Source organism: Nocardia sp. NPDC051911 (genome assembly GCF_040681035.1).
Lineage (GTDB): Bacteria > Actinomycetota > Actinomycetes > Mycobacteriales > Mycobacteriaceae > Nocardia > Nocardia sichangensis.
In genome coordinates, this window is sequence record NZ_JBFAXY010000003.1 from 133387 (window position 1) to 145801 (window position 12415).

The window sequence follows — 12415 nt, forward strand, 5'->3', positions numbered from 1 at the left end:
CCGAGGGACAGTACGCTGCTTCCGGCGCTGAGCAGCAGCGACAGAATCGACAAGAAATTCACTTCAGACCCTCTTTCTCCTGGTCACCGCCAGGGCTCTCATAGGCTGGCCCGGGAAGGTTTCGAGCGCTTCGGCGCCTCGTTTGCGGACCGCTGGCTGCAGCGTAAACACTCACCGCGGCCCGCCAGCGGGTTGCACTGCCCACCTCTGGCAACAACCGACACCGAGCAAGCTCCATGGCGTGTCCTGCCGCGCGATCGGTGAACCAGACCAGCTGCCGCAACATCAAGCAAGACCCGGCCGAGTGGGCGATCCTCGGCAACGCGCCGTCGCGCCTCGGCGGCCTGGGAGAAGCGGATATGTCCGGCCGACAGCAGGAACGAGAGCGCACCGGTAACGAGGTGGTCGAGCAGGGTGCGGTAGGTGTGCGTTGAAACAAACTCGGCACCCAAGGACGCTGCCCGGGGCATGATCCGGGTGAGAACGACCTGTGACGCACCCGCAGAGGTCGCTACCCGGTCGAGCCGAACTCGGCGCCGCTGCCGTCCTCGATCGCGCCGTCGACGAACAGTGCAGATCGAATACATGCACTCCACCGGTGCAGGCAGGTTTGACTGAGGTGTCCGACAGTGGGTGCCCTGGGATGCCGTCAAGCCAGACTGAACCACCGTCCGTTCTCTTGGCACTGGGCCGCCTCCGGGCATTCTGTTGCCGATCGCGTGCGGCCGCATGAACTGGGTATCACACTCGAACACCGAAAACGGCGAACAGCGGACGGATGAGAGTCACCTGAAGGGACAACCGGACGCTGCATGTCGATTGTTGTCGGACGATCGGAGGAGAGCGTCATGGCGGTGCGCGACCGGACCTACCTCGTTCGCCTCGACCCATACCTGCGCGACGAGAGTGCGCCACACGGCGGCGTTCGAGGGGTGTTCTTCGACTGGCTGCAGACCGTCGATGCCGAGCCCGTCGAGCTCTGCGGCGCCGATCGCGTCGTCATCTGCTGTTCGCCGGAAGCCGCCGACCGCATCCGCGACCTCGAGTACGTCCTGGACGTCGAACAGCGCGCCTAGATATCCGCGCCCGATAGCGTCGCCCGAGCAGACGTTCACCCCGGCCGGGTGCTGGAGACGGATGATCAGCTGGGAGCGTGTACAGGCGGTCAGGTCGGGTATCAGCCACGTGAGGTGGTCCAGACTGCTGCTGTGGCAGCTGACCACGCTCAGCCCGACCCGGCTACCCCGCACACCCTGTCGCTCGGGCTAGCGCGTGGGCCCGCTGCCCGGTGGGGTGATCGATTCTTGGTGGGCGTATTTGAGGCAAACGCCTCATGCGACCACGGAGGCGGCGGACCGATGATCAGGGCATGACAAAGCAAGTTCAGGAATCACGGAGATCACCGGTCACGACCGAATCGACATTCGAACCACCGACCGTCGAGCGAGGCGGTAAGCGTACTTCAGATCACGCACTCGGCGTGCCGGGCGGCGGGCGGGTCGATGCGGTCAACGTAAGCAGGAAGGTCGGGACGCGGCAAATTCTCCAGGAGCTGTCGTTGTCGATCGAACCAGGCGAATTGGTCGCCATTGCCGGCGGCAGTGGCGCAGGAAAGAGCACATTGCTGGAGATCCTCGCGGGACTTCGACCACCATCTGCCGGGGAGGTTCGGCATGACGGCGTCGTGCGCGGGGCCCGAGTCAGCGCCGATTCCCGTATCGGCTACGTGCCCCAAGAGGACATCATCCACCTTGAGATGCCCCTGCGCCGCACGCTGCGCTACGCAGCGCGGCTGCGGCTGCCCGCAGGCACATCGGCGGCCGAGGCGGACCAGGTGGTCGAAGAGACTATGCATGATCTCGACCTGGCTGATCGGGCCGAGGTGCCGGTCCGTGCGCTCTCCGGCGGCCAGCGCAAGCGGGCCAGTATCGCCGTGGAGCTACTGACCCGGCCGCACCTTTTCTTCCTCGACGAACCCACCTCCGGACTCGATCCATCGACCGCCGCCGACGTGATGCGCCTGCTGCGCCGACTCAGCGAGCGCGGAGTCACAGTCGTCCTCACGACGCATGAGCCGGCCGGCATCGACCGGTGTGACCGGGTGGTATTTCTGGCGCGCGACGGCCACCTGGCTTTCACCGGCAGCCCGGCCGAGGCTCGGCGCTACTTCGGCGTGGAGGATCTCGCCGAGGTGTACGACCGGCTGGCTCGTGAGCACACCCCCAAGATCTGGGCGAAGCGATTCGCGGACAGCGGTGGGCAGTCGAAAGCCCGGCTCGGCTCGGCTCTAATGCCCGCACCTGCCACCAGTTCAGACGTGAAGCGCACGGGCCCGGTCCGGCAATGGTGGCTACTTACCCAACGCAATGTCGATGTTCTCGTTCGCAACCGGCTGACCCTGGCGGTCCTGCTCGGGTCACCGGTGCTGGTCACCGCGATGATGGCGACGCTGTTCAAGCGCGGCGCGTTCGATCCGCATAGCGAAGCCGACCTCGGCCCGGCCCAGATCGTGTTCTGGATCGCATTTGCAGGCTTCTTCTTCGGCCTTACGTACGGCCTGCTCCAGATCGTCGGGGAAATGGCCGTCTTCCGGCGGGAGCGCCTGGCCGGACTCAACGTCGGCGCCTACGTGACATCCAAGGTGACATCGCTGCTTCCGGTGCTGGCAGGAGTGAGCGCGGTGCTCCTCGGTGTGCTGCGGGCGCTCGGTCGGCTCCCCGCCGTTGGGTGGGACGTGTCCGCCTTCCTGTTTCTGACGATTGTGATCGAGGCGGCCTCGGCATTGGCCCTCGGATTGCTCGCCTCGGCCGCGGTCTCCAATGCCGCGCAGGCCGCCCTCGCCCTGCCGATGCTCTGCTTCCCTCAGGTTCTGTTCGGTGGCGCCATAGTCCCCGTTGACGAGATGGCCTTCCCGGGACGCCTGATGAGTCTCGGCCTATCCAACCGCCACGCATTCGAAGCGCTGGGTCGCGACCTGGATCTCGACCGGTACACCGCCACGCTGCCGGCCATGTCCGCCTACGGTGACACCTTCCACGGAGGCACCGGCGCCAGTCTCATCGCGCTCGCCTCGTTTGCCGGTGGCCTCATGCTGGCCACGGTATGGGTCTTGGATCGTCGATCCCGGCCCGGCGCGTCCCGGCGATGAAGGCCCAGCGCAGTCGGTCCCGCCATATGTCTGAACAGATGTCGGCGGGACCCGGGCGTGCGGCAGTTCCGCACTTCCGCGTGCACAGTCTGACGTCCAGACCGGCCCGTCGGTACGAGTGCAGGGCCGAAACGGCACCGAGTCGCTGCCTGGGCCACGAACCGGACGCGCGCTGTCAGCTCGGCCAACCGGTGATCGGTCCGACTGCTTCAATCTTCCACGGCCGCGTTGACCGGGAAGCCAGCCAGACCCCGATCGATCGCGGCGAGACTGGCCTGCGTGCGGTTGTTGACACCGAGCTTGGTGTAGACGCGTTCGACGTGGTTCCGTGCCGTTTTCTCGGCGATGAACAGTTCGGCGGCGATTTCTCGGTTCGAGCGGCCCTGCGCGACGAGTCGCAGAATCTGCACCTCGCGGTCGGTCAGCCCGGCTGGCCAGGGCGTCCGCCGCGATATCCGCGGACCGGCCACCGCAAGCACGGCCGCAGCCGATTCGGCGTCGAAGCGTCCGGCACGTGCCTCCTTGTGTAACTGATCGGCAGCGTCGCGAGGATCGAGCGGCGGCCGGTCGGGCCGCGGCTCCAGCAGTCCCTGATAAGCCTCCGCCGTGGCAAGCAGCCGGTCCTGGGCGGTCAACTCCGCGCCGGCGATCCCCCGGGGGAAGCCGGACCCGTCGATCCGTTCCCGGTGCTTCATCGCGACGGGCACCACCGACTCCAAGCCGTTAACTCGGCTCAGTATCCGGCCGGTCAGATCTGGATACATCCGTACCCGCTCCCATTCAGCCGTAGTGAGCGGCCCTTTCTTCTCCCAGATCTGATTGGACACTCCCATTTTGCCGAGGCCGTGCACTAGGCCGGCACGGTAGAGAAGCGTGATGTCCGACGGCGACATGCCCAGGTGTCGGGCTGACGCGGCCACCAGATTCGCGACGCCACGCGAATGCCCCAGTGTGAAAGGAGATTTGAGATCGACGAAATCAGCCATAGCCTCGAGTAACTCGTCGCTCTCCTCGGCGGTCAGGGTTCGGTCACGATCCGGTGCTCGGGCCAACGCGTGGGTCCATACGTCGATTTCGAGTAACCCGTCCACGATGGCCGCCGCGTCACGATCGAACACCGCCGCCACGGCTGGACTGAACTGACTGCCGCGCCGAGAACGGAGCACATCCTTCGCGTGCTCGAGCCCACCCGTCCGCAGGTGTACCTCGATCACGTCTGCGACGTGAGCGATGTGGATCTCGACCGGGATATCCTCGCCGCGAGAACCGTTGGGCAATCCCCGGCCGTCCCAGCGTTCGAAGACATAGGCCAGCGCCTTTCCGACCTGCCCGTCCAAGCCCATCCGATCGGAGAGAACCCGGGCGGAACTGCAATGCGACTGGATCAGTGTGGCGACCTGGCCGCGAGCCGCGACCAGAAAGGTGGTGGCACGGAGGCCGCGCTCCCAGCCCGGCAATCCGCGTCCAACATGACTCATCATCAGCCGCAGAAACGGCAGGCCGGTCATGTCCACCGTGTAGGTGTCGGCCCGGAAGGCGATGTCGTCGCCGAAGAGCGCGGAGAGTTCGTGGGAATCGGCGTGACAACCGATCCACCCGACCAGATTGGCGTAGTACACGGTCGCTCGCTGTTGGAGGTCGAGCCCCATCCGCTCGGCGATCCGTGTCGCGATCAAGGACGACCGAAGCATGTGTTCCATCGGCTGACCCAGACCGAGGTCGATCGCAAGCGATATCGCGGCCAGCAGTTCAGCTCTACTCAGACCCTTCCGCGAGCCGGGCAGCGTCCCGTGCGGGTGCATCTTCCCATTGTCCACCCGAACAACGGTCATCTCGGCGGAAGACGAGACACCGGCCTGATCAGCCCGCGGGCCCCACGGCAAGATCAAGCCATCCGATGCCGATTCAGGGACGTGCCTTACACACGCCGACGTCGTGAATCAGCTGCCCGATCCGACAAAGCAGACCTCTACCAGGCCCTCTACGGCTGCCCGTCCACGATCTGGGAGTGGGCGCCCCACTGGCGCAGCGTTTCGACGATTTCGGCCGCCGCCACTTTTGGGAGCCGGATGGCGGGTGTGGGCGGTGGGGAGCAGGTGACCCTCAGGCTCGGCCAGTTAGACCGAGATCAGATCGACCGGAGATCAGACACTCCCAGGGAAACCGCCGGAACACTTTAGCGAGAAAGTCCCGTATCCCGCCCTGGGATAGTCCGCGTCCGCGCACGTCTCGGCGTCGCCCCTCATCTGTCGGGTCGCCGGAGTTCCACGGGGGCGAAAACGGCGGCGTTGCGTCGAGGCAATGCGCGGACGTGGAAGGCGCTCCGGGCGCCGTGTCGTCAGCTGGGTGAGTCGACGGATCGGGTGAGTGCGAGGTAGAGCCAGTGGTGCGCGGCGCCGACGGTGGGGGTGTTGGTGATCCGGTCGGTGAGGCGCCAGTAGCGGAGGACGCGGTGATCGGCGTCGGTTGCGCCGCTGAGTAGTTCCTGGCGGAACTGTGGCGTGTCGCGGGTGCCGCGGGCGGCGGCGTGGGCGTCGACGAACTGGTCGAGCTCGAGGCCGGGCCGAGGCGGCTGACCGGTGAGCAGCCGGTGGCCTGCGGCCTGGCATGCCTGAGCGACGCCGGTGAGGAGCTCGCGCTGGTGGCGGATGGCAGTCCGGTCCGATCGCCAGAACTGGCGTGAGATCTCGGTGTAGAGCGCGGGAACGGTGAGGAGAGATGCCAGTTCGGCGTAGGCGGCGATGTGGAGGACAGGTGGGTCGTGCGGTAGGTCGGGCACGTTCATCGCGATGAACTCGTCGAACAGCCCCGGTGGGATGGGTGCGAGTACGCGTCGCCAGAACGCCACGATCGCGTCGTGTGTGCGGTGGCGGTCCTGGACTGCGGCCAGCACTTCCAAGCGAGCGGCCCGTTGGGCCGACGTGGCGTCTTCGACAGCCCGCAACGACGCACGCCGCCATGCCAACGCGGCCAGTTCGGTGTCCAGCGCGCGACGTTCGGCGGCGACCGCGTCGGCAAGGGGGACGGTGCCGGCGAGAACGTCCGCTATCGCGGGCAAGGACACCCCGAGCGCACGGAGCCGGCGCACCAGCAGCAGCCGATCGACTGCGGTGCCGGAATCGAAGATCCGGTGTCCGCCGGATGTGCGGTGCGAATCCAAGATCCCGTGATCGCAATAGAAGCGGATGGTGCGGACCGGCACACCGGTCAGCCGCGACAACTCCCCGATGCTCACCGAGCCGGTATGTCGTGTGTCGTCGGTCACGATTGCTGGAACCTCCACCCGGGTGGAGTTCCTACCGTACTGGCACACCCCCGCTGAGAAGGAGCAAGCCGATGACCGGTAGCACAACGATGACGAACGACCGGATGTGGCGAGCGGTCGCCGCCGAGCGGGCGAGCCTCGTCGAGCTTCTGGAAACTCTGTCGGAGTCCGACTGGAACCACAGTTCCCTGTGCGAGGGCTGGCGGGTCCGTGATGTCGTCGCCCACATCGTGCTCTCCGCGAACCCTGGCCTCGCCTGGATTCTGGTCAACGTGCTCCGTGCCCGCGGAAACTTCGACCGCGCCATCCGGGAGACCGCGATCCGTCTCGCCGACCGCGCCACGTCCACCCAGTTGCTCGCCGTGCTGCGCGAGGGGATGATGCTGCGTGCGACGCCGATCGGCACCACCGCCGCCGACCGACTGATGGACCTGCTGGTTCACGGCCAGGACATCGCGGTGCCCCTCGGCCTCAATCGGCCGATGCCCGTCGATGCCGCGCGATCGGCTCTCGAAAGAATCTGGGAAACGAATGGGTTCCGAGCCCGTGAGCTGTCCCGGTATCGCCTCATCGACACCGACACCGGCTGGACCGTCGGCACCGGACCCCTCGTCGAAGGCCCGGCCGCCTCCCTGCTCCTACTGATCACCGGTCGCCGCGCCGGTCGGGAGCACCTCACGGGCGAGGGCGTCCCGCGACTGAACCTTCGGTAGCCGGCGACAATTCGGAGCTCGTGTCTTCCGCGCCCGTCGCAGGGGCAGAGTATCGGAATATACGAACGCGTCTGCATGGCACTTACGCTGTGCACCATGACATCGGGGAGGGCACCGCAGCCAGTGAATGGCTGGCGCGTGCCCTCGCCGAGTGGTGGGAACCAGTCCAGAAGGACGCGAGCACCGGCTGGTGATCAGGGGCCGGGAGTACAGGATCTTTGGTCCGTTCCTCTTCGGCGCCCTGCCGTCGTGCAGCCGTCCGAACAATTGGCCGAAGGTGTCGAATACCGCTGGCGGGTAGAGCAGTTCGCGGTCGAAGGCCTCGCCGCTCGGTGGTATCGGCGGTGGGTGTGTGGAGTCCGTTGTGGGTCGACAGCGCGGGCAGCAACTGGGCTGGCTTGGAATTCGGCGATCAGTCATACCAGGTGTTGAATGGCGAGCAAGACCTCGATACTCTGGGCCGATGCTGGCCGAGTTCTTCGAAGGCATGGCGCCAGAAAGCAGGGGCCATGGTCACGTCGGGTGATTTGCCGGGACTGGATCTACCGCATATCGACGCGCACTCCGAATTAGGCGGCCTCGGCGCCGTCGAGCTGCACCATCCCACCCAGGACATCGACCAAGACGGTCTGCTCGACAGCGTGACCATCACCGGCGACGATGCCATGCAGGTGTGGACCGACGTCGATCACGACGGCTTCGCCGATCACGTCAAGGTGGTGGAGAACGACGGCGACTATACCGCCTGGGAGTTCCATCGACACCCGGACGGAACCTCGGAGTGGATTCGGACGGATCAGGGGCGGCTGGGCATGTGAGCGGCGCCGCCTTCGGACAGTTGACGTTCGAGATCGCCATCGCGGAACCAACCTCATGAGTCAGCACAGCTGCAGTGGTTGGATGCGAAAGCTGTGACTGAAAGAACGACGATGGCTTGACCACGAAGACATCTTGCAGCGGCTCGGGCTGCGGATGGGCTGGGTCGGCGCTCGGCGGGTCTGCCGATGAGATCGGTCGGTGTGCTGGAGTTCGGGTTTCGTGGCGACGCGGGGGTTCGCGGACGAGGAGTTTTTGAGATCGGTTGGCAAGCCATCCCGTTGAGGGAGGGTGCGGCAGCGCCGGGTTGGGCTAGGTCGGAACTGCGCCGACACTCGTTGCACGACACCACGCGGATGGTTGTCGAATCGATCTCGTCGCGGGCGCGGAACCACCCCGATACCGTATCCCCCTCAGCGGCGAAACAGTTCGAACTGGCTGCCGGTTTGACGGCAGAACCAGGTCTTACCCAGCTCTTCTTGACCGAATTTAGCCACCCCATTCGCGACACAGGCTCCGTGAGTGGGGTAGTAGTCAACGGTTTCATCGGCCGCCGCCGAACCGGCCGCGCCGAAGGAGAAGGCCGCGATCATCGCCCCACTGATCAGATACTTCACCATGACGGGGAGTTTATAGCGTGACACTACTGCGCCGCGCCTGAAATACGTTGGCCAGGTGCAGGTTCCGTCGGTGTCGAGGACAAGGTGGCCGAAGAAGGACTGTGTTGACCGTGACAGCACGGTTGTTTTCGGAGTTGTGGCATTGATTGCAGGGCTGGCGTGGAGTACCTGCCGCGACAGGTACTCCACGGAGTGATCACGGGTCGGCTCAGCGCGGCCGAACGGCGCCTGGTGGGGGTCGGCGGCCAGCAGGACCCGGTCGTGGATGCGGATGCCCGCGCCGCGACGGACCGGCGCCTGCAGCGACAGGTGCCCCTACTTGCTGACACCGCGGCGGCCGTAACCAGGGCGGGTGATCACGATCAACCCGCCGGCGATCCGCCACGACAGCAGATCCCGGGCCGCCAGTCCAGCGCCGTCAACACGGCTTTGTCGATCACGCGGCCGTTGGCATCGACCGGGCGGATGCTGTGCACCGCGGTGCTCGGCGGGTGTTTCTCGACAACGCCCAGAGGCGGACCAGGTGCACCCGCAACCGATTGATCGCCCACGGCGCGGTCGACCGTCGAGAAGGACGGAAGCACTGGTAGAAGTGTGTCCTCCGTCGCATCCTGGCCCGGCTGGAGAACTTGTCAGGCTGACGGGCTGAGGTTGTTCATGATCAGGCAGAGAGTGAACGCGAAGCGGTCGGGCTCGGTGCCGGAGATCAGCTCGGCGGCATAGCGCCGGGCCTGCGGAAACGTGTCGGCGGGCAGCGCGGTGAACCGGCGCACCAGCTCCGCGCGGCTGACTACGTACTCCTGATCCGGGTATTTCCGGCGGTGCTGGACCAGTGACTGTTCCAGGGCGTAGGCGCTGACGTACAGGGACAGTGTGTCCAGCGTCCAGGCGGCAATCCGGGGTTCGATCCCGCCCGCGAGCAGGCTCGCGAACATCCCCTCCCGGCCCCGCAACGCCTCGAGGTTGGTGGGAACCATGGCCAGTGCGGCGCGCGAGACGCCGGGGTACTCCAGGTAGCGGTCGCGGATCTGGGTGAACACGTCGAGGAGCTGACTGCGCCACGTGGCCGGGTCCGGTTCGGGAATTACGATCTCTGCGCTGAGCCCGCTGACGGGGACGGGTGAGCCTGCTGCTCGGCGCGATGCGCTTCCGTACCCCGCCGAAGGGGGCGGCCGAGGCGCTGGCACCCGAGCTGACCCTGCCCGATATGCGCGACTACGTGCGCTGGGCCACGATCGTGCCGCCGAACGGCTCACTCGGCGCCGCGACCCCACAAGAGGCCGTGCTGTCCAGGATGCCGGGCCGGCACCCCGACCTACGGGCGCTGATCGAACAGGCCGATCCGGACAACAGCACCCTGCTCTCCATCCGAGTGGTCGAGCCCGGCGAACGCTGGTCGCCCGGTCCGGTCACGCTGCTCGGCGATGCCATCCACGCCACCTCACCGACCGGAGGCAACGGCGCCAACACCGCCTGCGCGACGCCGACCTGCTCCGCCGCTGCCGCACCGGCGGCCGCGACTCCTCGGCGCGATCGGCGACTACGAGCGCCAGATGCTCGAATGCGGCACCGAGGCCGTCCGCTTCAACCTCAGGCGCTGCCCGCCATCGCCCCGCAGACAGAACCGACCTGACACAAACCGAAGGTGTGCTGACTCTGGCTGACCTCGAAGCCCCATCCGGACATGGGTAAGGCAATCCGTGGGCCGCACGGTGACGATGCATCCAGATTCTCCGGCTAACGCTCTTCGACGGAACTGCGCCCTACCGCGCACTCTGCCGCCGCGTCGGCGGTAGCTGGTGGATCTGCGTCGATAGGCCGAGACTGTAATTGCCTGCCCGCGCCATACGGCACGCGACCACACGGGTCGCGCTCGCCTCGGAACCGCCAGATCGGGCGAGGTGCGTGGGTCTCCGCCTATCGACATAAAGGAGGCTGGAAATGAATCACTCAGACTTGGACCCGACCTTCTATCGGAGCGCAGCGGAGGCGGCGGCCGCGCCACCGGAGCGGCTCGCATACGTTGTTGCGTTCGACCGCGCGGCACAGAAGCCAGATGCGCTGTCAGTAATCGATGTGGATCCGGGCTCGGCTACCTACGGCCGGGTGGTGGGCTGGACCGAGGTACCCCACCTGGGCAACGAGCTGCACCATTTCGGCTGGAACGCCTGCAGCAGCGCGCTGAAGCACGAGGGCCACCAGATTGAGGGACTGGCTCGGCGGTACCTGATCGTGCCGGGTCTGCGCTCGTCGCGCCTGTACGTGTTCGACACCCAGCCCGACCCACGCCAGCCCACCCTGTCCAAGATCGTGGACAGCTCCGAGCTCGCGGCCAAGGCCGGCTACTCCCGTCCACACACGCTGCACTGCGGGCCGGACGGTGTGTTCATGACCTGCCTCGGCGGGGCGGACGGATCGGACGGGCCGGGCGGGATCGCGCTGCTCGATCACGGCACGTTCGATGTGCTGCGGCAATGGGAGACCGACCGTGGGCCGCAATACCTGGCGTACGACGCCTGGTGGCATCTCAACCAGAACACGCTGATCAGCAGCGAGTGGGGCACCCCGGCCATGATCGAGAACGGGCTGAACCCGGAGCTGCTGCTGGCCAACAAGTACGGCCACGCGATCCACTTCTGGGACCTCAGCGCCGGTCGGCACCAGCAGCGGATCGATCTCGGCGAGCGATACCAGATGGCACTCGAGCTGCGCCCGTCGCACGATCCGGACGCCGCTTGGGGGTTCGTCGGCGTGGTGATCTCGACCGAGGATCTGTCGGCCTCCGTGTGGCGTTGGCACCGCGATAGCGGCGTGTGGGCGGTCGACAAGGTGATCACCATCCCGGCCGAGCCAGCCGATCCCGACCTGCTGCCGCCGGCACTGAAACCGTTCGGCGCGGTGCCGCCGCTGGTCACCGACATCGACCTGTCGGTCGACGACGCATACCTCTACGTCTCGTGCTGGGGTACCGGGGAGCTGAAACAGTTCGACGTGCGCGATCCGGCTGACCCGAAAGAGACCGGGTCGGTCCGGCTCGGCGGGATCGTGGGCCGCACCGCCCACCCGGCCGCGCCGAACCAGCCGCTTGCCGGCGGCCCCCAGATGGTCGAGATCAGCCGTAACGGTCGGCGGGTCTACCTCACCAACTCGCTCTATGGCGCATGGGACGACCAGTTCTACCCGGATGGGGTTGGCGCCTGGATGGCCGTGATGCGCATCGGTCCCGACGGCGGAATGACCATCGACGAGTCGTTCTTCCCGCACGACGAGGACTTTCGAGGTCTGCGGGTGCACCAGGTGCGCCTCCAGGGCGGCGACGCCTCCTCCGACTCCTACTGCTACCAGTAGTCGGGTCGAGCGGGGACCCCTGGATCTCCACCGCGTATGCCCGGTCGGCGAAGTGTCCCACACGTTCAACCTCGGACACGCTGTTGGCGCTAGGAGATCGTCCCCAGAGGTGCTCGCCGAAAGCCCCAGGCGCCTTGGGGTTTGAACTCAGCAGCCTCGTCGGTGTAGCGGGAGGATCGTCGTGTCGGTTGGCATGCTCGGCCGGGCTGCTTCTGGGTGGTCAGCAACGCGAAGTCGACGTGGTTGTTCTGTTCTGCCGCCCGTGGTCTCGAGCCGGATTATCAAGAGCCATCCTCTGCCGCGCCGGCACGAACAGCGTCGGTTTGTCCTATTCGCAGGCGATGCCGTCCTTATCGCGGTCCAGTTCTGATCTGTAGCCGGGTTCTCCCCGCCGTAGCGGCGCGGCGCCCGCGGCCTTGGCGGCGGCGCAGTTGGAGTAGTAGACGCTGGGAGCTGCCGGTCGCGGTGGCACCGGCACGGCCGGCGCCGGAGGTGTCGGTACCAC

At 66.5% G+C, this 12415-nt stretch carries 11 protein-coding genes and 1 pseudogene; 7 read left to right on the forward strand and 5 right to left on the reverse strand.

The features are described 5' to 3' along the window. The first annotated feature begins 236 nt into the window (after positions 1 to 236). From AB0L97_RS05280 to AB0L97_RS05290, 3 genes are all read left to right on the forward strand, one after another. Positions 237 to 434, forward strand: coding sequence for a hypothetical protein (locus AB0L97_RS05280; RefSeq protein WP_364425440.1), 198 nt, complete (start codon positions 237 to 239; stop codon positions 432 to 434). A gap of 414 nt (positions 435 to 848) precedes the next feature. Beyond that, positions 849 to 1076: a hypothetical protein gene (locus tag AB0L97_RS05285; RefSeq protein WP_355078095.1), complete on the forward strand. Its 228-nt coding sequence runs from the start codon at positions 849 to 851 to the stop codon at positions 1074 to 1076. 257 nt (positions 1077 to 1333) lie between these two features. After that, positions 1334 to 3148: an ATP-binding cassette domain-containing protein gene (locus AB0L97_RS05290; protein ID WP_364425442.1), complete on the forward strand. Its 1815-nt coding sequence runs from the start codon at positions 1334 to 1336 to the stop codon at positions 3146 to 3148. Between the two features lie 209 nt (positions 3149 to 3357). Here AB0L97_RS05290 and AB0L97_RS05295 read toward each other — a convergent pair whose 3' ends face one another. Both AB0L97_RS05295 and AB0L97_RS05300 read right to left on the reverse strand, forming a co-directional pair. Continuing rightward, entirely contained in the window at positions 3358 to 4950 is a 1593-nt protein-coding gene (locus tag AB0L97_RS05295) for an HD domain-containing phosphohydrolase (RefSeq protein WP_364425444.1), read from the reverse strand. Positions 4951 to 5486: 536 nt separating this feature from the next. After that, positions 5487 to 6413: a MerR family transcriptional regulator gene (locus tag AB0L97_RS05300; RefSeq protein WP_364425446.1), complete on the reverse strand. Its 927-nt coding sequence runs from the start codon at positions 6411 to 6413 to the stop codon at positions 5487 to 5489. Between the two features lie 71 nt (positions 6414 to 6484). On the opposite strand from AB0L97_RS05300, the gene AB0L97_RS05305 reads away from it, so the two are divergent. Continuing rightward, positions 6485 to 7126 (forward strand): maleylpyruvate isomerase family mycothiol-dependent enzyme, encoded by a 642-nt coding sequence (locus tag AB0L97_RS05305; RefSeq protein WP_364425448.1) that lies wholly within the window; start codon positions 6485 to 6487, stop codon positions 7124 to 7126. A 362-nt stretch (positions 7127 to 7488) separates the two neighbouring features. Next, entirely contained in the window at positions 7489 to 7944 is a 456-nt protein-coding gene (locus AB0L97_RS05310) for a DUF6802 family protein (RefSeq protein WP_364425450.1), read from the forward strand. A gap of 411 nt (positions 7945 to 8355) precedes the next feature. Here the strand turns inward: AB0L97_RS05310 and AB0L97_RS05315 are convergent, their stop codons facing one another. Continuing rightward, positions 8356 to 8562, reverse strand: coding sequence for a hypothetical protein (locus tag AB0L97_RS05315; RefSeq protein ID WP_364425452.1), 207 nt, complete (start codon positions 8560 to 8562; stop codon positions 8356 to 8358). 632 nt (positions 8563 to 9194) lie between these two features. Further along, a complete protein-coding gene (locus AB0L97_RS05320) occupies positions 9195 to 9749 on the reverse strand; it encodes a TetR/AcrR family transcriptional regulator C-terminal domain-containing protein (protein WP_364425454.1) in 555 nt (184 codons plus the stop codon). Between AB0L97_RS05320 and AB0L97_RS05325 the strand changes: the two genes are divergently transcribed. Continuing rightward, entirely contained in the window at positions 9683 to 10195 is a 513-nt protein-coding gene (locus tag AB0L97_RS05325) for an FAD-dependent monooxygenase (RefSeq protein WP_364425456.1), read from the forward strand. The genes AB0L97_RS05320 and AB0L97_RS05325 overlap by 67 nt on opposite strands. A gap of 308 nt (positions 10196 to 10503) precedes the next feature. Next, on the forward strand, positions 10504 to 11910 hold the full coding sequence (locus tag AB0L97_RS05330; protein WP_364425458.1) for a selenium-binding protein SBP56-related protein: 1407 nt from the start codon (positions 10504 to 10506) through the stop codon (positions 11908 to 11910). 328 nt (positions 11911 to 12238) lie between these two features. On the opposite strand, the pseudogene AB0L97_RS05335 reads toward AB0L97_RS05330, so the two are convergent. Beyond that, positions 12239 to 12388 (reverse strand): annotated as a pseudogene (locus tag AB0L97_RS05335) (excalibur calcium-binding domain-containing protein); the annotation flags it as partial. Positions 12389 to 12415: the final 27 nt, after the last annotated feature.